Here is a 21,334-nt window from a genome sequence, read left to right as displayed (position 1 = left end):
TTGCGAGGCGCTTACTCCGCCATCATCTCCTCGCGAGCCTTCACGCGCAGCGGGTTGTTGATGGCCGTGGGCACCACCGTCACCACCACGTATTTTGAGGTGGGCGTGTTGCTCACTTTGGCCACCGAGCCGATGGGCACCAGCGGGTTGGCCTCGGGGAAATAAGCCGAGACGTTGCCTTTCGGAATGTCGTAGGGCACGGCCACGAACTTCTCGACGCGGCGCTGCTCGCCCTTGTAATGGCTGGTGATGTCGATGAGGTCTTTGGCCTTGATGCCGCGGGCTTCCATGTCGGCCGGGTTCATAAACAGCACGCGGCGCTCGCCGTGGATGCCGCGGTACCGGTCGTTGTAGTCGTAGATGGTGGTGTTGAACTGGTCGTGCGAGCGTACGGTCATTAGCACCAGCTGGTCGGGCTCAAGGGAGTACTTCTCCAAAGTGGTTTTCGAGAAGTTGGCCTTGCCGTTTTCGGTCGTGAATTTCCGTTCGCGGGGGCCGTTAGGCAGGTAGAAACCGCCGGGCTTGCGCAGCTTGTGGTTGTAGTCTTCGAAGCCGGGAATGACGCGCGCAATGTGGTCGCGAATGACGTCATAGTTCTCCGTCATGGCCACCCAGTCGGTTCTGGTTTTGCTGCCCAGGGTGGCAATGGCCATACCGCAGATGATGGCTACTTCGCTGAGCTGGTCGCCTTCCACGGGCACCAACACGCCCTTGTTCTGGCTCACCACGCCCATGGAGTTTTCGCAGCTGGTCATTTGGTGGCCAGCTTTCTGCAGGTCGATGTCGGCGTGGGCGAAGGTGGGCAGCAGCAGGCTGGTTTCGCCGGTCACGAGGTGGCCGCGGTTGAGCTTGGTGCCCACGTACACGGTCAGCTTCTGCTTGCGCATGGCCTCGGCAATCACCTCCGTGTCGGGGCCGGCCGAGAGCAGATTGCCGCCCAGGCTGAAGTACACCTTGGTGTGCCCCAGGCGCATGGCTTTGATGGATTCGACCACGTCGAACCCATCTTTAGTGGGCGGCGTGAAGCCAAACTCCTTTTCCAGCGCGTCGAGAAACTTCTTCGGCATGCGCTCCCAAATGCCCATGGTGCGGTCGCCCTGCACGTTGGAGTGGCCGCGCACCGGGCAGGTGCCCGCGCCGGGCTTACCGATGGCGCCTTTCATGAACAGCAGGTTCACGATTTCCTTCACCGTCTCCACGCCTTGGCGCTGCTGGGTGATGCCCATGGCCCAGCACACGATGATTTTCTGCTTGCGGGCAATAATGTTGGCAGCTTCCAGCAACTGTGCCCGGCTGATGCCACTAATTTCTTCGATGTCCTCCCAGCTGGTGTTCAGAATGTTCTGCTTAAACTCTTCGAAGCCAGTCGTGAATTCCTGCACAAAGGCGTGGTCGACCACCTGGCCGGGGTTCAGGTCCTCGGCCTCGAACAGGTGCTTCATGATGCCGCGCAACAGGGCCATGTCGCCGTCGATGCGCACTTGCAGGTACACGTCGGTAATGGGCGTGCCGCCGCCCAGCAGCGCGCCCATGGCTTTCAGGGGGTTCATGAACTCCTGCGGGTTGCGGAAATGGTTGAGCCCGGCCTCAATCAACGGGTTCACGCTGATGATTTTGGCGCCGTTGTTCTTCGCAATCTGTAGGGCCGAGAGCATGCGCGGGTGGTTGGTGCCCGGGTTCTGGCCCATGATGATGAGCACCTCGGCCTCGTGGATGTCGTTGAGCGTGACCGAGCCCTTGCCCAGGCCCGTGGTGGGCGTGAGGCCCGAGCCGCTGCTCTCGTGGCACATGTTGGAGCAGTCGGGCAGGTTGTTGGTACCAAACTCGCGGGCAAACAGCTGGAACAGAAACGCCGGCTCGTTCGGCACCTTGCCCGAGGTGTAGAAAATGGCCTCGTCGGGCGAATCCATGGCGTTCAGCTCCCGGGCAATGATGTCGAAGGCATCTGGCCAGGCAATGCGCGAGTAGTGGTTGTCGCCGGGGCGCTTCACCAGCGGGTGCGTGAGGCGGCCGGCGTTGTTGAGGTCGCGGTCGGTCATGCGCGAAAGCTCGGCCAAGCTGTGCTTGCTGAAGAACTCCGGCCCGGCCGCGCGGTGGTCGGAATCGGAAGCGCTGGCTTTGGCGCCGTTCTCACAAAACTCGGCCACCGAGCGGTGCTCGTCGGGGTCGGGCCAGGCGCAGCTGGAGCAGTCGAAGCCGTCCTTTTGGTTCATTTTGAGTAGCGCGTGGGTGCCGCGCGTCACGCCCGCCTCGCCCCAGCTGAACTGCATGGACTTGAGCACGGCCGTGACGCCGGCCGCAATTTTCTGGCGCTCTTCCAGGTGCAGGCCGGTGAGGGCTTCGGGCGGCTGGGCCAGCACGGGGTGGAGGTACTTGGCGTTGGCCACGTCGGGGGCCGGAATGTGGGCGTGCACGTTGGTTCGGTTGGGGTCGGAGCGGTAATGGTTGGGCGCGGGGGCGCTGCCCTGGGCGGGCCGCTCGCCGCTTTTGGGAGCGTTGGCCTGGGCGCCCTGCTCATGGGTGCGGCCAGCCTGGCTCAGGTCGTTTTGCGGGGAGTGCGGAGTATCGGGCATAGCGGAATAGACGTTAAAAGGAAGATGTCATGCAGAGCGCAGCGAAGCATCTCGCTTGCTCAAGTAATCTATTCAGTCAGTTGAATCAGTTTGAGCAAGCGAGATGCTTCGCTGCGCTCTGCATGACGTTCTTAGTCATCTGCCCTAATGCTTGCAGTCCAGGTCTTTCTCAACCAGAATGCGCAGGTGCTGGTTTTCAGCCAGCGAAAGGCTGTGCGAAAAGCCGTTCTGATCGGTTTCAACCCAGGCTTTGGCCAGCGCGAAGGGCACCAGCACGGTGAGCGCGCCGGGCTCGTAGTGGATTTGCACGGGTTCTTCGTTGGGCATGGTCTGGGGGCGTTCGGAACCGCGCTCCAGGGCGTAGGTCAGGCGCTGTTCGGGGCTCAGGCCGAAGTGCACGGCGCCTTCCACGCGGCCTTGCTCGGCAAAAGTGCGCACTTCGCCGTCGGAAAGGCGCAGGCGCAGGGTGTCGTCTTCGATGCGGAGCTTCATGACAAACTAACCGTGAAAGGGGTGATGCTTTTGTTTAACGTAAGACAAAGGTGGCCGTTGCGCCCGGCCATTTGCGACAAGTCTAGTACATTGGTAGGCCATATCCTGTTGTGCAGTCGTCCTTCCCTGTCGGGACACGGGTGGCTTTTTGCTTCGAATGAAAAACGCCCTTCTTTGCTGCCTGCTCACGCTGCTGCTGTTACCCAAAGCCCACGCCCAGGCCCAAAGCGTTGCGTTGCCAGATTCGGGCCAAGCAACTGCCTCACTACCTGTCGCTTTCTATCGACATTACGCGGCCGATGTAGGGTTTGAAACCAGACTCTACAATGGCCCGGAATACGCCCACTACGTGAGCGGCAACATCAGCGGGCACCAGTTCTTCGGCTCTGCCGACTCGCAAACGGGCTCGGTCTACTACCGCGGCGTGCTGTATCCTGGGGTGGAGCTGCGCTACGACTTGATGCGCGACCAAGTGGTCATCAAAGCCCCGTCCAACGACTATTACCTGCAACTGGTATCCGAAAACCTGGCCCGGTTCACCATCGACACGCATTCATTTGTGCGGGTGGTGGTGGCCGCCGGCGAAGAGGCCCCGCTTAAGACTGGTTTTTACGAAGTGTTGGTCGACGGCCGGGCGCGCCTGCTGGCGGCGCGCCGCAAATCAATTCAACAGCACTCTACAAACACCGGTCTGCAAGGCGAAATGGAGGAAAAGGTGACCTATTTCATCCACAAAGACGGCCATTATTACAAAGCCGGTAGCGCAAATTCGGTGCTGGGAATATTCCCGGAGCAAAAGGCCGCCCTGCGCAAGTACCTGAAAGCACAGCAGCTAAACTTTGGCGAAAACGGGCGCGAGCGGGCCCTGACGGAGCTGGTGCGCTACGCGGCCGCCCCGGCGCCCCTCCCCTGATGCGGCGACGCCCCCTCCACCATTCCGTTTCTTCGCTCGGGTGCCTGCCTCATCTTCACCAGGCCCTTTTTCTACCTGCCCCGCTTGCATGAAAACCCTTTACCGACTTGTTATTTTATTTATATGCTGCATGGGCAGCCGGTTGGGCCTAGCTCAGCAGGCCGAGCCGCTCATCAGCGGGAGCTTCCAGGACCTGAGCGTGGAGGAGCTGGCCAGGCAGCTGGAAGCCCGCAGCGGCTACCGCATTTATTTCGATTCGGCCGCGGTGCGGGGCGTGACGGTGCGGGCAGAAGTCCGGGAGCAAACGGTGGCTTCGGTGCTGCGGCAGGCGCTCCAGCCCACCGCGCTGCGGTTTTCGATGGACGCCGACCGCCACGTGTTCATCACCAAGGACAGGGGCTTGCCCCTGGTGCTGCCCGCTGGCTTTTTTGAAACGCTGACGGCGGCACCGGTGGCCGACAGCGCGGCCGTGGCGAACCGGCCGGTACCGGTGGCCGCCAGCCCGTCGCAGCTCTACGAAATTGGGCGCTTGAGCGCGGCGCCGGCCAGCGGCCGGGCCACGCTGACCGGGCACGTGCGCTCGGCCAAAACCGGCGGCCCGGTGGCCGGCGCCACGGTGTATGTGGACGGCCCCGGCGGGGGCATGGCCACCGACGCGCAGGGGTATTATGCCCTGACGCTGCCCGTGGGGCCGCACGTGCTCAACATTCGGGGCATCGGCATTAAGAACACGCGGCGGCGCGTGCTGCTGCTGGCCAACGGCCAGCTCGACGTGCAGATGGAGGAAGACGTGGTGGTGCTGAAGGAAGTGGTGGTGGAAGCCGAAAAAACCAAGAACGTGACCGGCATGCAAATCGGCGTCGAGAAGCTCGACATCAAGACCATGCGGCAGGTGCCCACGGCTTTCGGCGAAACCGACGTGATGCGGGTGGTGCTGATGCTGCCGGGCGTGAAGTCGGTGGGCGAGGGCAGCAACGGCATCAGCGTGCGCGGCGGCGGCACCGACCAGAACCTGATTCTGTTCAACGACGCCACCATTTACAACCCTTCGCACCTGTTCGGTTTTTTTTCGGGCTTCAACCCCGCCATTCTCAAGTCAGTGGAGCTGTACAAAACCGGTATTCCGGCCAAGTACGGCGGGCGCCTGTCGTCGGTGCTCGACATCACCACCCGCGAGGGCAACAAGCAAAAATTTGCCGGGGCCGGCGGCATTGGCCTGCTCACCAGCCACCTGGCCCTGGAAGGCCCCATTGTGAAGGACAAAACCTCGTTCTTGGTGAGTGGGCGCACTTCGTATTCCGACTGGCTGCTGGGCAAGCTGCCCAGCCGCACCCTGCGCGAAAGCTCGGCCTCGTTCTACGACGTGAACGCGCAGGTCAACCACACGTTTGACCCCAACAACGCCCTTTCGGTCAACGGCTATGTCAGCCGCGACCGGTTTAAGTTCGGCGCCGACACCACGTATGCCTACCAGAACCGGAACGGGAGCGTGAAGTGGCGCCACACCTTCGGCAGCCAGCTATTCGGGGTGCTCACGGGCACGTACAGCCGCTACGACTACCAGATAGAAAGCGAACGGAACCCCGTCAACGCCTCGGTGCTGCGCTTCGACATCGAACAGCTGGGCGGCCAGGCCGATTTTAGCTATTTCCACAGCTCGGCGCACACCGTCGACTTTGGGGGCAGCACCCTGCGCTACGGCATGTCGCCGGGCAGCCTGCAGCCCCGCGGCGACAAGTCGCTGGTGGTGTCGCAAACGCTGGCGCGCGAGCAGGCCCAGGAAAGCGCCCTCTATGTCTCGGACCGGTGGGACGTGACGGCGCGCTTTTCGGTGTACCTGGGGCTACGCTATTCCTACTACCAGGCGCTAGGCCCGCGCGACGTGTACCGTTACGAGGATGGCCGGCCGCGCAGCCCCACCACCGTGCTCGATACGATGCGCTACGGCAGCGGCCGCACCGTGGCCACCTACCACGGCCCCGAGTACCGGGCTTCGCTGAAGTACGCGCTCAACGACAACTCCTCGGTGAAGGCTGCCTACAACCGCACGCGCCAGTACATTCACCAACTCACCAACACGGCCTCGGTGTCGCCGACGGACACCTGGAAGCTGAGCGACGCTTACGTGCGCCCGCAGGTGGGCGACCAGGTATCGGTGGGCTATTACCGGAATTTCAAAGCCAACACCATTGAAACGTCGGTAGAAACCTATTACAAGGTGATGCAGGACTTCCTGGACTATAAAGGGGGCGCCAAGCTGCTCCTCAACCCCCACCTCGAAACCGACGTGGTGAGCGCCAAGGGCAAAGCCTACGGGGTGGAAGTTTCGGTTCGCAAAACCGCGGGCAAGGTGAATGGCTGGCTGAACTACACCTACGCCCGCACGCTGGCGCAGGTAAACCCCGACAACCCGGCCGAACGCATCAACGGCGGCAATTACTACCCCAGCAACTACGACAAGCCCCACGAGGTGAACCTGGCCGGCAACTACCGCTTCAGCAAGCGCTTCAGCACATCGGTGAACTTCAACTACAGCACGGGCCGGCCCATCACGCTGCCGCTGTCGAAGTACTACATCGACGGCACGGGCCGCGTGTATTACTCCGACCGCAACGCCTACCGCGTGCCCGACTACTACCGCGTGGACTTTTCGATGAACATCGAAGGCAACCACCGCATCAAGAAGCTGGCCCACAGCTCCTGGACGGTGGCCGTGTACAACCTCACCGGCCGCAGCAACCCGTATTCGGTGTATTTCAAATCGGTGGGCGGGCAAATCAAGGGCTACCAGCTGTCCATTTTCGCACAGCCCATTCCCACCGTCACCTACAACTTCAAATTTTGACCCGCTCGATGTTGCGCGCCTTAAAATATTGTGTGCTGGGGCTGCTGCTGAGCCTGACGGCCTGCGTGGAGCCCTACGCGCCGCCGGTGATAAGCTCGCCCGCCCGCTACTTGGTGGTCGACGGCTTCATCAACCTGAGCGGCGTCACGGTTATCCGCTTGTCGAGAAGCCAAAGCCTGGCCCTCACCACCGCGCCGCCCTTCGAGGCGAAGGCCATGGTGAGCATCAAAGACGACGCCGGTGCCCTCTACCCCCTCGCCGAACGACTGCCGGGCACCTACTCGTCGCAGCCCCTGGCCCTGAGCCCCAACCGCCGCTACCAGTTGCAGGTGAGCACGCTGACGGGCCGGCGCTATGCTTCCGACCTGGTGGTGGCCAAGGTGGCCCCGCCCATCGACAGCGTGACCTGGAGCGTGGACAGCAAGGGGGTGCAGCTCTACGTGAGCACGCATGACCCCGCCAACGCCACCCGCTACTACCGCTGGAAAGCGCAGGAAACCTGGCAGTACAATTCGGCTTTCCGGTCCGACTACGAGTACGTCAACGGGGCCATGCGGCCGCGCGTCGAGAACATTTTCACGTGCTGGAGCACGGCCAACTCCACGTCCATCATGCTGGGCAACACCCAGAAGCTGAGCGATGACGTGGTGGCCAACGCGCCGCTGCACTTGCTGCCCCGAAACTCCTACAAGCTGCGCGTGAAGTACAGCCTGCTGGTGCAGCAGCTGGCCCAAACGGCCGAAGAATACGCTTACTGGGAAATGCTGCAGAAGAACACCGAGAGCCTCGGCACCCTCTTCGACCCGCTGCCCACGCAACTCACCGGCAACGTGCACTGCCTGGACGATGCCGGTGAGCTCGTGCTGGGCTACGTCGGCGCGACGTCCGTCACGCAAAAGCGCATGTTCATCGACCGGTCTCAGCTGCCCTTGGGCACGAAGTACGCCACGGGATACGAAGACTGCATTTACCAGGACACCATTCCGTTGCGCCTGGTAAACGACGTTTTCCGCAACCCGGTCAACGTGCCGACCTATGCCCTTCTTGATGGCAACTTCAACCCGGTCTTCTACCTTTCATCGTCACCCGACTGCGTGGATTGCCGCCGGCGCGGCACCAACGTGAAGCCGAGCTTCTGGCCCTAGCCACTGCCCCAAGCCGCCTCACGCTGCCCCTTTTGCGTCCTTTTTCTTAATGACTGACCGCTCCTTTTTGACGTTTTGCCGGCTACAGACACGCTTGCTCGGCGCGGCCGTAGCCGGGCTGCTGGGCCTGAGCACGGCCCGGGCCCAGCAGCCTGCCGACTCCCTGCTGCCGGCCATTGGCCCGCGCTTCGCAGCCTACAGCCAGCGCGTGCCCGCCGAAAAGCTTTACCTACACGTGGACCGGCCCAGCTACCTGAGCGGCGAAACCATGTGGTTTAAGGCGTACACCGTGGCCGGCAATCCGCACCGGCCCCTGGCCGCCAGCAAAGTGGCCTACGTGGAAGTGCTCAATCGCGAGAACGTGCCCGTGCTGCAAACCAAAATCGGGTTGGCGCGCGCCGCAGGGTGGGGGTCGCTGGTGCTGCCTTCGTCTTTGCCTTCGGGCCACTACACGGTGCGCGCCTATACCCGCTGGATGCAGAACGGCGACCCCGAGCTTTATTTCCACACCACGGTGAGCGTGGTGAACACGCACACGCAATCGGGACTGCCGGCGGCTGGCCCAGCCGCCGCGCCCGACGCGCATTTTTTTCCCGAAGGCGGCCACCTCGTGCAAGGCCTGCTCAGCCGGGTGGGCTTTAAAATAACGGACGGGGCCGGGCACGGCGTGGCGGCTACCGGCGTGGTGCTCGACCCCAGCGGCGCGCGCGTGGCGCAGTTTGCCACGCTGCGGCAGGGCCTGGGTAGCTTTTCCTTCGTTCCGTCCAGCGCGGGTGGGGGGTACCGGGCCGAAATCAAGTTGGCCCGCCGCCCGCCCATCGTCGTCAGCCTTCCCGTGGTGGAGTCGCGGGGCTACGTGCTGCGCCTGGAAGAAGGCAGTGCCGAGCGGCTGCGGCTGGTGGTGCAGGCAACCGGAACCGGCGACGCGGACGAGCGCCTTTTCCTGCTGGCCCACGCCGGACAGCAGGTGGCGGTGGCGGCCACGGGCCAACTCTACGAAGGCAAGGCCGTGTTCAGCGTGGCCAAAACCGGGCTGGCCGATGGCATCTCGCATTTCACGCTATTCAACAGCCGCCGGCAGCCGGTGTGCGAGCGGCTCTACTTCCGGCCGCCGGCCCAACAACTCCGCCTCGCGGCCCAAACCGACAAGCCGCAGTACGGGCCCCGCGAAAAGGTGAGCCTGCGGCTGACGGCCGCCGGACCGGCCAACCTGTCGGTGGCGGTGTATCAGCTCGATTCGCTTTCGGCCGCGGGCGGGACCAACATCGTGCCCTACCTGTGGCTGACCTCGGAGCTGCGGGGCGTGGTGGAGAATCCGGAATACTACCTGACGAGCCCAAGCCGCGACCGCGCCGAAGCCACCGACAACCTGATGCTGACCCAGGGCTGGAGCCGCTTTAAGTGGGCCGACGTGCTGGCCCCCAAGCCAGCGCCGCTGCAGCACTTGCCCGAGCTCAACGGCCACGTGGTGCGGGGCCAGGTGGTGTTGAGCGCCACGGGCGCGCCCGTGGCCAATGTGCCCGTCTACCTCACGATGCCCGGCCGCTATTTCCAGCTATACAATTCTGTGAGCCGGGCCGACGGCAGCATTCGCTTTGAAGCGCCGGACCTGTACGGCCCCACCCAACTCATCGTGCAGCCCAATACCGAGCGCGACACCCTGTACCGCGTCGACCTGTTGTCGCCGTTTTCCACGCGCTATGCCCGGCGGCCATCGGCGCCGTTGCAGCTGCCGCCGGGCTGGGCTGCCAGCCTGCGCCAGCGCCACGTGCAATCGGAAGTACAGTTGCATTTCCAAAGCAAAACACCGGCCTACTCCACGCCCCTCCCCGACACCGCTACCTTCTACGGCAAGCCCGACGAGCGGTATTTCCTCGACCAGTTTACCCGGTTTAAGACCCTCGAAGAGGTGATGCGCGAATACGTGCCGGGGGTGATGGTGCGTATGCGCAAGGACGGCTTCCACTTCCTGGTGCTCGACCACAACTCGCGCAACCTGCTGGAAAACCCGCTGGTGCTACTGGACGGAATGCCCGTGTTTGACACCAACAAAATAATGGCCGTCGACCCCTTAAAAATCAAACGTCTGGACGTGATTACGGCCCGCTATTTTCACGGCCCACTCGTGTACAACGGTGTGGTGAGCTACACCTCTTACAAAGGGGATTTGGGCGGGGTGCCGCCCGACCCCTACGCCCTGCTGCAGGACTACGAAGGGCTGCAGGGCCAGCGCGAGTTTTATGCCCCCCGCTACGACACCCCGCAAGCCGTCCAGAGCCGTATGCCCGACTTCCGCAACCTGCTTTACTGGAACCCCAATGCCAGCGGAGAGGAGCTCACGTTTTATACCTCCGACCAGGCCGGCAAGTACCGGGTGGTGGTGCAGGGCCTCAGCCCCAATGGCTCGGCGGGAACTACCAGCTTCGATTTTGAAGTAAAACCGGCGCTATAGTCCCCCAGAGGCGGAGCCGAGAAAAGCTTATTCGGCGCGCTCCGTCAAACGCCACCCGTGGCAGTACACGTTGAACCGCTCGTTGCGCACAAAGCCGAGCACCGTCATGCCGAAGCTCTCGGCGGCCTGAATGGCCAAGCTGCTGGGCGCGCCCACGGCGGCCAGCACGCCGATGCCGGCCGCCGCCGCCTTCTGCACCAGCTCGAAGCTGACGCGCCCGCTCACCAGCAGAATGTGCTGGTGTAGCGGCAGCCAGCCAGCCAGCAGCGCCGCCCCAATGACTTTATCCAAGGCATTGTGCCGGCCCACGTCCTCGCGCAGCAGCAGCAGTTCGCCCGTCGGCGAAAACAGCGCCGAAGCGTGCTGCCCGCCGGTTTGCTCGAAGCCGGCCTGAGCCGCGCGCAGCCGCTCCGGCAGCCGGTGCACCGTGGCGTAGCTGAGGTGCGGCCCCTCGGCAGGCAGCACCGGGCAGGAGGCCGTGCGCACGGCATCAATGCTGGTTTTGCCGCACACACCGCAGCTGGAACTGGTGTAAAAATGCCGTTCCATGGCCGCAAAATCGACTTGCACGTGCGCGGCCAGCTCGGCGCGCACCACATTGCCTGCCTCCTCGGCCTTTTGCACGTCGGGGCAGGGAATGATGCCGAGTAGGTCTTTTTTGTTGTGGATGAGGCCTTCGGTGAGCAGGAAGCCTGCGGCCAGCTCTTCGTCGTGGCCGGGCGTGCGCATGGTGACCGAGAGGGTGCGGTGCTGGCGCTGCCCCCGGCATCGTAGCCCACGCGGATTTCGAGCGGTTCCTCGGCGGCCAGTTGGTCGGAGGCCGGCACGGGCGGGCCGGCACCGCTTACCTTTTGGATGCTGGCAAATTCATAGCTGGCGGCGGGCAGCAGGATGGCGGGAGTCATGGGGCGGGAATGCGAGCAAAGAGAACGTCATGCAGAGCGCCGCGAAGCATCTCGCCGGCCACAGGTAAACCAACCGCTAAAGAAAAAGGATTAGCGGTGGCGGTAAAGATGCTTCGCGGCGCTCTGCATGACGTTCTCTTTTACCTGACGTTCTTGTAAGCTAATTCCGCCACATTCTGCCCATGAAATTCAAGAAACTCAGCCGCAACCTCACGCTTTGGGTGCTGCTGGCCATTGTGGCCGGGGCACTGCTAGGCCACTTCCGGCCCGCCGAAGCCGTGCAGATGGAGTTTCTGGGCAAGCGGTTTATCGACGTCGTCAAGCTGTTCATCAACCCCATTATCTTCCTCACCATCACCCTCGGCATCAGCACTATGGGGGATTTAAAGAAGGTGGGGCGCATCGGCGGCAAGGCGCTGCTGTACTTTGAGATTGTGACCACGCTGGCCCTGCTCATCGGGGTGGGCGTGGCGGCGCTGGTGCGGCCAGGGGCGGGTGTGAGCACCGGCAAGCTGGATACCGGCAAAGTGAGCGAGTTCACCAAAAGGGCCACTGATTTCTCCTGGACTCACTTTTTGGCCGATAACCTGACGCTTCAAGTGCTGCTGGTGGCCATAGCGCTGGGCATTATTCTCAGCAAGTACGCCGGCCGCAAGCCCATCATTCATTTCCTGAAAGAAGCCTCCAAATACGTGTTTCGCGGGCTGCACCTGGTGATGCTGCTGGCGCCCATTGGGGCGTTTGGGGGCATGGCTTTCACCATCGGCAAGTACGGCATTGCCACGCTGCTCCCGCTGGGCAAGCTCATGGTGACCGTGTATCTGACCATGGGTGTGTTCGTTTTTGTGGTGCTGGGAGCCATTCTGCGCTATTGCGGCGTGGGCATGTGGTCGTTCCTCAAATACCTCAAGGCCGAGCTGCTGATTGTGCTGGGCACTTCGTCGTCGGAAGCCGGTCTGCCGGGCCTCATGGAAAAGCTGGAGCGCATGGGCTGCGCCCAGCCGGTGGTGGGACTGGTGGTGCCCACGGGCTACTCTTTCAACCTCGACGGCACCACCATCTACCTCTCGCTGTCCACGTTGTTCCTGGCGCAGGTATTCCACGTCGACCTCTCCGCGGGCCAGATTCTGACCATGATGGGCATTCTGATGGTGACCTCGAAAGGCGCGGCGGGCGTGGCCGGCAGCGGCTTCGTGGTGCTGGCCAGCACCCTCACGGCCATGAAAGTGATTCCGGTGGAAGGCTTGGCCCTGCTGCTGGGCGTGGATAGGTTTATGTCGGAAGCGCGCAGCATCACCAACTTCATTGGCAACGGCGTGGCCACCGTGTTCCTGGCCCACAACGAAGGCGCCCTCGACCACGAAATGGCCGTCGATGCTCTGGGCAAGCGCCTTAAGCCGCTGCGTTTCCGCAAAGGCTACACGAGTGGCGAGTACCTGGGCGAGGCCGCTGAGCAAGCCAGCGAATTGGCGCGCCTGTTGAAGAACAGGAAATGATGTGGTCGGAACTACCACAAACGTAAACCAATGACCAGCAAGCATGTCTAGCCAAGACCAACCCCTACTTAACCTATCAAAAGACGAGGCTTTGGTGTTGTTCGAATTTCTGCATCGAATAAATTCAACAGACCAACCAGAGTTGTTTGAGGACCAAGCCGAGCAACGTGCGCTTTGGAACGTAGAATGCTTGCTTGAGAAGCAATTACCAGAACTGCTGCAGGCAAACTTTGCCACGTTGGTTGCCGAAGCCAGAACGCGACTACGCGATGAGGAGTAATGCTAAGTAAGCTCAGCTGTTCACGTTTACCATGACCCTCACCCAAGCCCAACCAGCGCCCCCCGCCCCTACCCGTCCGCCCATTCGCTTCGACCGCAACGAGGTGGCCGGCGCCTTCGGTGACCTGGGCACCGACCTGCCGCTGCTCATTGGCGTCATCGCCGCCTCGGGCATCGACAGCGCCGGGGTATTGGTGATGTTTGGGCTGATGCAGGTGTTCACCGGCTTGTGGTACCGCATGCCCATGCCGGTGCAGCCGCTCAAAGCGTTTGCGGCGCTGGTTATTGCCCAGAAACTGCCTGGACGGGTCATTTTTGGCGGTGGGCTGGCCATTGGGGTCAGCATGTTTTTCCTGTCGGTGACGGGGCTTATTGATGCGCTGGGGCGGCTGGTGCCCAAGGCCGTGGTGCGCGGCATCCAGTTTGGGCTGGCGCTGCAGCTCTCCACGCTGGCCCTCACCAAGTACGTGGGCGCCGACGGTGCGGCGGGCTATGCGCTGGCGGCCGCGGCCTTCGCGGTGACGGTAGTGCTGTTTGGCAACCGGCGCTGGCCGGCGGCGCTCATCGTCATTGCCCTGGGCGTGGCGTATGCACTGATGTTCAAGCTCGATTTGGCCACCGCCCAAAAGGCCGTGGGCCTGCACCTGCCCACCTGGCACCTGCCCCAAACGGCCGACATCCTCACCGGCGCCGTGCTGCTGGCGCTGCCCCAGATTCCGCTGTCGCTCGGCAACTCGGTGCTGGCCACCCGGCAGGTGGCGCACGATTTATTTCCCGAACGACAGCTCACCACCCGCAAAATCAGCTTCACCTACGCGCTGATGAATCTGGTAAATCCATTTTTCGGCGGCTTTCCGGTGTGCCACGGTTCGGGGGGAATGGTGGGTCATTACGCATTTGGGGCGCGCACGGGCGGCTCGGTGGTCATCTACGGCGGCATTTTCCTGGTGATGGGCCTGTTTTTTAGCCAGGGCTTTGCCGAGGTGGTGCAGATTTTTCCGCTGCCGGTGCTGGGCGTGCTGCTGCTGTTCGAGGCGCTGTCGCTGGCCACGCTGCTGCGCGACATCAGCGGCGACCGGAGCGAACTGCTGGTGGCGTTGCTGGTGGGCCTGCTGTGCGCCGGGCTGCCCTATGGCTACCTCGTGGGCCTGGTGGTAGGCACGGCCGTGTATTACGCCATGCGCCGCGGCTGGGTGGGGCTGGGCAAGCACTAGCGGCTACTCCGGTCCGACGGCGCAGCCGTCCGACCAGTCGTCACAAGGACGAAATCGTTGAATGGTATCCTCAGGGCTGGTCGCAGACGGTACTCACGAAGACCGGTCGGACGGCTGCGCCGTCGGACCGGGGGCGGACGTCACTCTGCCGCCACTGGTACCTGCTCATTGGCCTTGCGCAGCGGCAGCTCTGGCACAAACAGCGTCATAATTAGCCCGCCCACCACCAGGAAAATATTGAAGAAGTACACCCGCGAAATGGCTTTGGAGAAGGCTTGGCGCATGGCCTCGTTCGGCCGGCCGGTGGCAGTGGCCGAAGGTAGCGCCGGGCCTTCGGCCACCACTGTTTGCTGCGCGGCGGAGCTGGCGGCCGTGGCGGGCAGGTTTTGGGCCAGGGTGAGGGTGAGCACCGTGCCCAGCACCGAGGCCGCGATGGCCCCGCCAATCTGCCGAAAAAACTGACTGGCCGAGGTGGCCTGACCCATCAGCGCGGGCTCGGTGGCGTTTTGCACGGCCAGGGTGTAGAGTGGCATGGTGGGCCCCAGCCCCAGCCCGCAGATGGCCAGGTACATCAGCACGCGGTAGTAGGGCACGTCGACGGGCATGGTGGCCAGCAGCGACAGCCCCACGAGCAGCAGCGCGAGCCCGGCCAGCATCCAGCGCTTGTAGTGGCCGAAGCGCGACACCATCTGGCCGGCCAGCATCGACCCCGTGACCACGCCCAGCGACATGGGAATGAGGCTGATGCCGGCGCGGGTGGCCGTTTCGCCCAGCACGTTCACCATGAACAGCGGCTCGAAAATGATGACGCCCAGAAACGCGCCGCCCATCAGAAACAGCGCCGCGTTGGCCGTCCGAAACACGCGGTTTTTGAACAGCCCAAAGTTGAGAATGGGGTTTTCGTGCCGCAGGCTGCGCACCACGAACAAGCCCAGCGCCAGCACGGCCACGGCCAGCAGCCCCAGCGTGAGCGGCGACGTCCAGCCGTACTGGGCTTTGTTGAGCTGCAACGCCACCACCAAGGGTCCCAGGCCCACCATCAGCAGCACGGCCGAGAGGAAATCGAACGGCTTGGGCTCGGTGCGCGGGCGCAGGGGAGGCATTTGCGTGAGAATGAACCAGAGGGCCAGCGCGCCCAGCGGCAGGTTCACGTAGAACACCAGCCGCCAGCCGGCCACGCCCGGAATCAGCCCGGTGCCGCGGTCAGTCAGAAAGCCGCCCAGCAGCGGCCCCAGCACCGACGAGGTGCCAAATACCGCCCCCGTAAAGCCCTGGTAGCGCCCCCGCTCGGCCGGGGCAAATAGGTCGGCAATGATGATGAAGGCCATGGCAAACAGCCCCGCGCCGCCCAGGCCCTGAATGGCCCGAAACACCACCAGCTGGTTCATGCCATCGCCCAGCAGCGGCAGCGGGCCAAACTCGCCGGCCAGCCCACACAGCATCGAGCCCACCAGAAAAATGCTCACCGCCGTCACCTCGATGGTGCGCCGCGAATACATATCGGCCAGCTTGCCGTAAATGGGCACCAGCGCCGTGCTGGCCACCAGGTACGCCGTGGCCACCCACGTAAACCTATCGAGCCCCTGCAAGTCGGCCACGATGCGCGGCAGCGCCGTCGACACAATGGTTTGGTCCAGCGCCCCCAGAAACATGGCCAGCAGAATGCCGCCGAAGGTGAGCATCTTCTGCCGGTGGGTGAGGTTTTCGGTCAAAATGAAGAGCGGAAATAGTGAGAGCGTGGCCGATTGAAAGCAGAACGTCATGCTGAGCGCAGTCGAAGCATCTCTCCCGCACAAGTAATTGGTTTTACTGCTGCGGGAGAGATGCTTCGACTGCGCTCAGCATGACGCTCTGTTTCTTATACGCAGCCGGCTGCAGAGGTTACAGCAGCGAGCGTATCCAGCCGCCGTCTACTGGGATGGACGTGCCGGTGATGTAGCTGGCCCGCTCCGAGCACAGAAACGCCGCCAGCGCCGCAAACTCCCGCGGCTCGCCCAGGCGGCGCATCGGAATCTGGTTTTCCCAGCGGGCGGTGGCGTCGGCGGCCGAAATGCCTTCCCTGGCGGCTGTGGCGTCGGCCAGGTTCACCACCCGCTCGGTGCGCGTGTAGCCGGGCAGAATGTTGTTGACGGTGATGCCAAACGGGGCCACCTCCGTGGCCAGCGTGCGCGCCATGCCCGTCACGGCCGCCCGCAGGCTATTCGAGAGCATCAGGTTTTCCACCGGCTGCTTCACCGAGATGGAAGTGATGTTGAGAATGCGGCCCCAGCCCTGCGCCTTCATGCCCGGCAGCACGGCGCGCGTCAGCTCCACCACGCTGGTGAGGAGCAAGCCGGTGGCAGCCTGCCACTGCTCGGCACTCAGCGAATCGAAGGTGCCGGCGGGCGGGCCGCCGGCGTTAGTCACCAGTATATCAATGCGGCCAAATTTTTCTTGGGCGGCCTGCACCAAGCGGGCCACGTCGGCGGGGTTGGCCACGTCGGCGGTCAGGCCGAGAACGGGCACGCCGTGAGCGGCCTCGATGGCGGCACAGGTGGCGCGCAAGGCTTCATCTCCGCGGGCGCAGAGCACCAGCGAGGCACCTTCGGCCGCCAGTTCTTCGGCCACGGCGCGGCCCAGGCCTTTGCTGGCGGCGGCCACCAGGGCCACTTTGCCTTGTAGTCCGAGGTCCATGAGCCTACTTTTTACGCAGGTAGTCGTCCGATTTGTCGAGCCAGTCTTGGCGGGGCGGGCTGAAGATGTCCACGTCCAGCGTGTCTTCCAGCGCCTCGGCCATGTGCGGCACGTTGGAGGGAATGTGCAGCACTTCGCCCACCCGCACAATGACCTCCTCGCCGTCTTCGGCACCGATATGAAACCGCAGGGCGCCTTCCAGAATGTAGGTAATCTGCTCGTTTTCGTGATGGTGTAGGGGCACGATGCAGCCTTTTTTGAGGTAGACGTGGGCCAGCATCATTTTATCGCCGGTGATGAGGCGCCGCGACAGCTGGTCGGAGAGCTGCTCCTTGGGCATGTCGTCCCAGGCGTATTTGGTCACTTGTGAGGTTTCGGGCATGGGGGTGTTTTGAAGTATAAAAGGAGTAGCGGAACGTCATGCAGAGCGCAGCGAAGCATCTCGCTCGGGGTAGTAACTCAATCGCAGGAAAAGGGTTGCTGCTCCGAGCGAGATGCTTCGCTGCGCTCTGCATGACGTTCTTTTCCCACCCCTGTTCCGCCCTACACCCGCACCCGGCCCGCCACCGCCGACACGCACAGCCCCATGAAGGCAATGAAGGCAAATGACACGCGCAGGCTCGTGGCCCCGGCCACCATGCCAATCACCGGCGGGCCCAGCAGAAACCCGAAAAACCCAATCGTCGACACCGAGGCCAGCGCCATGCCGGCCGACATGTGCGTGGATTTGCCCGCCGCCGAGTACACCAGCGGCACCACCGCCGACGTGCCAAATCCCACCAGCAAAAAGCCCAGCAACGCCGTGGGCAGCATGGGCAGAAGCACCGCAATCAGCAGGCCCGTAGCGGTGAGCAGGCCGCAGAGCTGAATCACGCGCTTCGGCCCCAGGCGATGGGCCAGCCAGTCGGCCCCGAAACGCCCCAGCGCCATGGTGCTCATGAAGGCCGTGTAGCCCGCCCCCACCCAGCGCGGCTCCGCCTGAATGACTTTCTTAAAATACACGCCGCTCCAGTCGAACATGGCCCCTTCGCAAATGAGCGCGCAGAAGGCAATGGCGCCCAACCCCAGCAGCTCCTTATCGGGCTTCACGAAGATGGGTTGGTCGGGGTCCACGTTGCTGTCCTGGCGCACGGTGTAACCGGCGCTCACGGCCAGGCCCGCCAGAATAAATAGCGCAATGAAAATAAAATGCAGGCCCGGCGCTACGGCGTGCCCAATCATGAACGAGCCAATGGCCGCCGCCACAAACCCCGCCAAACTCCACAGGCCGTGAAACGAGGCCATGATGGGCCGGTGCTTGTAGAGCCGCTCCACGCCCACGGCCTGGGTATTTACCGAGATATTGGTGAGGTTGCCGCCCACGCCAAACAGCACCAGGCAGGGCACCAGCTGGTAGAGGTTAGCGGCCCAGCCCAGGCCCAGCAGCGCGGCCGCATACAGCACCACGCCCCACAGCACCACCTTGCGGCTGCCTTCTTTGGCCACCAGCCAGCCCGTGAAGGGCAGCGACAGCAGTTGCCCCAGCGGAATGGCCAGCAGCACGCCGCCCAGCGCGGCTTCCGAAATGCCCATGCGCTGCTGCACGCTCGGAATGCGCGACGCCCAGGTCGCAAAGCACAGGCCCAACAGGAAAAACAAGGCGCTCACGGCCACACGGTGGGCCTTGCGCGAAATCGGCCGGGCCGAAGCAGTCAACGAAATCATAAACACGGGTCCTCACGCGCCGCGCGGCGGGCCGGGCGGTCTTGCAAAACTACAAGCTCCCCCAACGCCCCGCCGCCCTCAGAAGTTGCCACCGTGGGCTATTCCTCCAAATCGAGCCGAATCTGGAGCATGATTTCGCGCAGCAACAGGCCCACCGATTCCACCAGCGGCTCCAGGGCATCGCGCCGGAAGCCGCCCTGCCACTCATCCAGCGCTTCCACGGGCGGCAGCAGGTGCAGGGCGCCCAGGTGCACCAGGTTGGGCCGCAGCTTGTGGGCCGCCTCCTTCAGCAGGCCGATGTCGGCTTGCTGCATGCCTTCACTCAGCTCGCGCAAGGCTTCCTCGCAGCTTTCCAGAAAGGTGTCCAGCATAAAGGCCACAAAGTCGAGGTCACCCTGCCCCACCTTCAGCAACTCTTCTACTTGGTAGAGCTTCACCTCCCCGTCGGCAGTGGCGGGCGCGGCAACGGCTGCCGGTGCCATTTCCGGGTGGTCTTCTTCTTCGGCCGGAGCCATGTGGGGCAGCACCCACTTGCTCAGCATCTTTAGCAGGCTTTCTTCCTTAAATGGCTTGGCCAGGTAGTCGCTCATGCCCGCGGCCAGGCACTTTTCGCGCTCCCCCTTGATGGCGTTGGCCGTGAGGGCCACAATGGGCGTGGTCAGGCCCAGCTGCCGGCGCAGCAGCGCGGTGGCCGCGTAGCCGTCCATCACCGGCATCTGAATGTCCATCAGAATGAGGTCGAAGGGCTGGTGGCGGGCCAGCTCCACGGCCAGGGCGCCGTGCTCGGCCTCGGTCACCTGCACGTGGGCGTGGGTGAGAAAGGTTTTGGCAATCTGGCGGTTGAAGCGGTTGTCTTCCACCAGCAGCACCTGCTTGTTGCGCAGGTCGTTGCGCATGGGGCTGTCGGGCGGCAGCACTTCCTTGGGCGGCAGGTCGTGCACGGTGCCCACGGGCAGGCGCAGGGCAAAGCGCATCACCGTGCCCTGGTTTTTCTCGCTTTCGAGCTGCACGTCGCTGCCCATCAGGCCCAGCAGGTTGCGGCAGATGCTCAAGCCCAGGCCGGTGCCGCCAAACTTGCGCGTCACGGACGAGTCTTCCTGGCTGAATTCCTGAAAAATCTTCTGCACAAACTCCGGCTCGATGCCCACGCCCGTATCGGCCACTTCAAACACCACCTCGCCGGGTTCATCTTCTGTGCCGGGCACAAACTCGCAGCTCACGCTCACCTGCCCGGCGTCGGTGAACTTGATGGCGTTGCCGGCCAGGTTCAGCAGCACCTGCCGGATGCGGTAGGGGTCGCCGATGAGCACCGACGGCACCGTGGGCGCCACCCGGGTGAGCAGGGTCAGGCCTTTTTCCACGGCGCGGTAGTGCAGGGTCTGGTCCACTTCGGCCAGCAGCTGAACGGGCTCGAAGCCCATGTGCTCCAGCGTCATCTTGCCGGCCTCCAGCTTCGAGAGGTCCAGAATGTCGTTGATGATGACCAGGAGGTGTTCGGCCGAGGTGGCAATGGCTTGGCGGTAGCTGTCCTGGTCGGGCTCCAGCGGGGTTTTGGCCAAGAGCTGGCTCATGCCCAGGATGGCGTTCATGGGCGTGCGGATTTCGTGGCTCATGTTGGCCAGGAAAATCTCGCGGGCCCGCACCGCGCTTTCGGCCGCCAGCTTGGCGTGGCGCAGGGCCTGCTCCGTGAGCACGCGCTCGGTGATGTCGATGCCGTAGGCCACCAGCAGGTGCGGCGTGCCGTCGGCATGAAACACGGGCTGCAGGCAGCGCAGCTGGTGGCGCGTGCCGCCGGGCCGGTCATACGATTCCTCAAACGTTACCAGCTGCCCGCCGTCGAACGCGGCCATGATGCGGGCGTGGCGCTCCTCGGCCTGAGCGCGCGGATAGCCGTAGCGGGTGTAATACTCCACATTGTCTTTGCCGATGACCCAGCGGCGGCGCACGGGGTCCTTGATGCCCACGGCGTTCACGTACAGGTAACGGCCCTGCGCGTCGAACACACCGAGGTCGCAGGGAATGTGGTCGAGGGTGAATTCGTAGAATTCGCGCTGCTCGGCCAGCTTCTGCTCGGCCAGCCAGCGCTTGGTGATGTCGGTGCCGGTGCCCACCACCATGCGCAGCTGCCCATCGGGCCGAAACACAGGAATGAACTGCCGCAGGATGCGCCGCGGTCCGGTGGCCGACGGCAAGGTTTCTTCCCAGCGCGACTCGGTGTGCGACTGCACGGCCTTGGCAAAGGCCAGGCGCCGGTTCTCGGCCAGCTCCACGGGCAGGTCGCGCAGGTCGCAGTAGTCGAAGTCGTTTTTGCCAATCACCCAGCGCCGCATGTGCGGGTCTTTGAAGCACAGGGCATTCACGAACTGGTAGCGGTGCTCGGTATCGAAGGCCACCACCTCCACTTTCAGGTTGTTGAGAATGGTCTCGTAGAAATCCTGCTGCTCTTCGAGGCGCTGGGCGGCGGTAGCGGCTTCGGCCTGGGCAGCCGCCAAAGCCTGCCGCAAAGCAAGTATCTCATCTTCTGCCGTTTTACTGCTACGCACTTCAACTTCGGCCGGGGCCGGAGCGGGGGTATCAGAAGCAGAAAGACGAGTAGAAAAGGACATTGCCTAAATAATGTATAAATAATAAGGCAACAAAGAT

General features: G+C 63.3%; 15 protein-coding genes. 7 read left to right on the top strand and 8 right to left on the bottom strand.

What is annotated here, in order from left to right; all coding sequences use genetic code 11:
- Positions 1 to 11: 11 nt before the first annotated feature.
- Together MUN81_RS03880 and MUN81_RS03875 are read right to left on the bottom strand one after the other, a co-directional pair.
- Positions 12 to 2,573, bottom strand: a complete 2,562-nt coding sequence (locus MUN81_RS03880; RefSeq protein ID WP_245115241.1) for an FdhF/YdeP family oxidoreductase — start codon at positions 2,571 to 2,573, stop codon at positions 12 to 14.
- A 144-nt stretch (positions 2,574 to 2,717) separates the two neighbouring features.
- Positions 2,718 to 3,065: a hypothetical protein gene (locus MUN81_RS03875; protein WP_245115239.1), complete on the bottom strand. Its 348-nt coding sequence runs from the start codon at positions 3,063 to 3,065 to the stop codon at positions 2,718 to 2,720.
- Between the two features lie 157 nt (positions 3,066 to 3,222).
- Between MUN81_RS03875 and MUN81_RS03870 the strand changes: the two genes are divergently transcribed.
- The 4 genes from MUN81_RS03870 (at position 3,223) to MUN81_RS03855 (ending at position 10,420) form a co-directional block, all read left to right on the top strand.
- Positions 3,223 to 3,978 (top strand): hypothetical protein, encoded by a 756-nt coding sequence (locus MUN81_RS03870; protein WP_245115237.1) that lies wholly within the window; start codon positions 3,223 to 3,225, stop codon positions 3,976 to 3,978.
- Positions 3,979 to 4,066: 88 nt separating this feature from the next.
- The gene (locus MUN81_RS03865; RefSeq protein WP_245115235.1) at positions 4,067 to 6,823 is read left to right on the top strand and encodes a TonB-dependent receptor; all 2,757 of its coding nucleotides are present in this window, start codon (positions 4,067 to 4,069) and stop codon (positions 6,821 to 6,823) included.
- A gap of 8 nt (positions 6,824 to 6,831) precedes the next feature.
- Positions 6,832 to 7,968, top strand: coding sequence for a DUF4249 domain-containing protein (locus MUN81_RS03860; protein WP_245115233.1), 1,137 nt, complete (start codon positions 6,832 to 6,834; stop codon positions 7,966 to 7,968).
- A gap of 49 nt (positions 7,969 to 8,017) precedes the next feature.
- A complete protein-coding gene (locus tag MUN81_RS03855; RefSeq protein WP_245115231.1) occupies positions 8,018 to 10,420 on the top strand; it encodes a hypothetical protein in 2,403 nt (800 codons plus the stop codon).
- 27 nt (positions 10,421 to 10,447) lie between these two features.
- Here MUN81_RS03855 and fdhD read toward each other — a convergent pair whose 3' ends face one another.
- Complete coding sequence (gene fdhD, locus MUN81_RS03850) at positions 10,448 to 11,149, bottom strand: formate dehydrogenase accessory sulfurtransferase FdhD (protein WP_245115229.1); 702 nt, start codon at positions 11,147 to 11,149, stop codon at positions 10,448 to 10,450.
- 358 nt (positions 11,150 to 11,507) lie between these two features.
- Here fdhD and MUN81_RS03845 point away from each other — a divergent pair, with 358 nt between their 5' ends.
- The 3 genes from MUN81_RS03845 to MUN81_RS03835 are packed head-to-tail and all read left to right on the top strand — an operon-like array spanning position 11,508 to position 14,314.
- Positions 11,508 to 12,821, top strand: coding sequence for a cation:dicarboxylase symporter family transporter (locus MUN81_RS03845; RefSeq protein WP_245115227.1), 1,314 nt, complete (start codon positions 11,508 to 11,510; stop codon positions 12,819 to 12,821).
- 43 nt (positions 12,822 to 12,864) lie between these two features.
- Entirely contained in the window at positions 12,865 to 13,101 is a 237-nt protein-coding gene (locus MUN81_RS03840) for a hypothetical protein (protein ID WP_245115225.1), read from the top strand.
- A 31-nt stretch (positions 13,102 to 13,132) separates the two neighbouring features.
- Entirely contained in the window at positions 13,133 to 14,314 is a 1,182-nt protein-coding gene (locus MUN81_RS03835) for a putative sulfate/molybdate transporter (RefSeq protein ID WP_245115223.1), read from the top strand.
- 140 nt (positions 14,315 to 14,454) lie between these two features.
- Here MUN81_RS03835 and MUN81_RS03830 read toward each other — a convergent pair whose 3' ends face one another.
- From MUN81_RS03830 to MUN81_RS03810, 5 genes are all read right to left on the bottom strand, one after another.
- Positions 14,455 to 16,077, bottom strand: coding sequence for an MDR family MFS transporter (locus MUN81_RS03830; protein WP_245115213.1), 1,623 nt, complete (start codon positions 16,075 to 16,077; stop codon positions 14,455 to 14,457).
- 118 nt (positions 16,078 to 16,195) lie between these two features.
- Positions 16,196 to 16,987 carry an SDR family oxidoreductase gene (locus MUN81_RS03825; protein ID WP_245115211.1) on the bottom strand — a complete coding sequence of 264 codons (792 nt, stop codon included), beginning with the start codon at positions 16,985 to 16,987 and terminating at the stop codon, positions 16,196 to 16,198.
- A 4-nt stretch (positions 16,988 to 16,991) separates the two neighbouring features.
- Positions 16,992 to 17,369 (bottom strand): cupin domain-containing protein, encoded by a 378-nt coding sequence (locus MUN81_RS03820; protein ID WP_245115209.1) that lies wholly within the window; start codon positions 17,367 to 17,369, stop codon positions 16,992 to 16,994.
- Between the two features lie 161 nt (positions 17,370 to 17,530).
- Positions 17,531 to 18,691, bottom strand: coding sequence for an MFS transporter (locus tag MUN81_RS03815; protein ID WP_245115207.1), 1,161 nt, complete (start codon positions 18,689 to 18,691; stop codon positions 17,531 to 17,533).
- Between the two features lie 98 nt (positions 18,692 to 18,789).
- Positions 18,790 to 21,195, bottom strand: a complete 2,406-nt coding sequence (locus MUN81_RS03810; protein WP_245115205.1) for a response regulator — start codon at positions 21,193 to 21,195, stop codon at positions 18,790 to 18,792.
- Positions 21,196 to 21,334 lie beyond the last annotated feature (139 nt).

Origin of the sequence: Hymenobacter sp. 5317J-9 (assembly GCF_022921075.1) — a bacterium.
Classification (GTDB): domain Bacteria; phylum Bacteroidota; class Bacteroidia; order Cytophagales; family Hymenobacteraceae; genus Hymenobacter.
Note: the sequence above shows the minus strand (reverse complement) of the source record. Positions and strands in the feature narration are given on the sequence as shown.

Bases quoted from the DNA above. Each gene is read 5' to 3' on its own strand.
- MUN81_RS03880 (WP_245115241.1), bottom strand. From the start codon at position 2,573: ATGCCCGATACTCCGCACTCCCCGCAAAACGACCTGAGCCAGGCTGGC.
- MUN81_RS03875 (WP_245115239.1), bottom strand. From the start codon at position 3,065: ATGAAGCTCCGCATCGAAGACGACACCCTGCGCCTGCGCCTTTCCGAC.
- MUN81_RS03870 (WP_245115237.1), top strand. From the start codon at position 3,223: ATGAAAAACGCCCTTCTTTGCTGCCTGCTCACGCTGCTGCTGTTACCC.
- MUN81_RS03865 (WP_245115235.1), top strand. From the start codon at position 4,067: ATGAAAACCCTTTACCGACTTGTTATTTTATTTATATGCTGCATGGGC.
- MUN81_RS03860 (WP_245115233.1), top strand. From the start codon at position 6,832: ATGTTGCGCGCCTTAAAATATTGTGTGCTGGGGCTGCTGCTGAGCCTG.
- MUN81_RS03855 (WP_245115231.1), top strand. From the start codon at position 8,018: ATGACTGACCGCTCCTTTTTGACGTTTTGCCGGCTACAGACACGCTTG.
- fdhD (WP_245115229.1), bottom strand. From the start codon at position 11,149: ATGCGCACGCCCGGCCACGACGAAGAGCTGGCCGCAGGCTTCCTGCTC.
- MUN81_RS03845 (WP_245115227.1), top strand. From the start codon at position 11,508: ATGAAATTCAAGAAACTCAGCCGCAACCTCACGCTTTGGGTGCTGCTG.
- MUN81_RS03840 (WP_245115225.1), top strand. From the start codon at position 12,865: ATGTCTAGCCAAGACCAACCCCTACTTAACCTATCAAAAGACGAGGCT.
- MUN81_RS03835 (WP_245115223.1), top strand. From the start codon at position 13,133: ATGACCCTCACCCAAGCCCAACCAGCGCCCCCCGCCCCTACCCGTCCG.
- MUN81_RS03830 (WP_245115213.1), bottom strand. From the start codon at position 16,077: ATGACGTTCTGCTTTCAATCGGCCACGCTCTCACTATTTCCGCTCTTC.
- MUN81_RS03825 (WP_245115211.1), bottom strand. From the start codon at position 16,987: ATGGACCTCGGACTACAAGGCAAAGTGGCCCTGGTGGCCGCCGCCAGC.
- MUN81_RS03820 (WP_245115209.1), bottom strand. From the start codon at position 17,369: ATGCCCGAAACCTCACAAGTGACCAAATACGCCTGGGACGACATGCCC.
- MUN81_RS03815 (WP_245115207.1), bottom strand. From the start codon at position 18,691: ATGATTTCGTTGACTGCTTCGGCCCGGCCGATTTCGCGCAAGGCCCAC.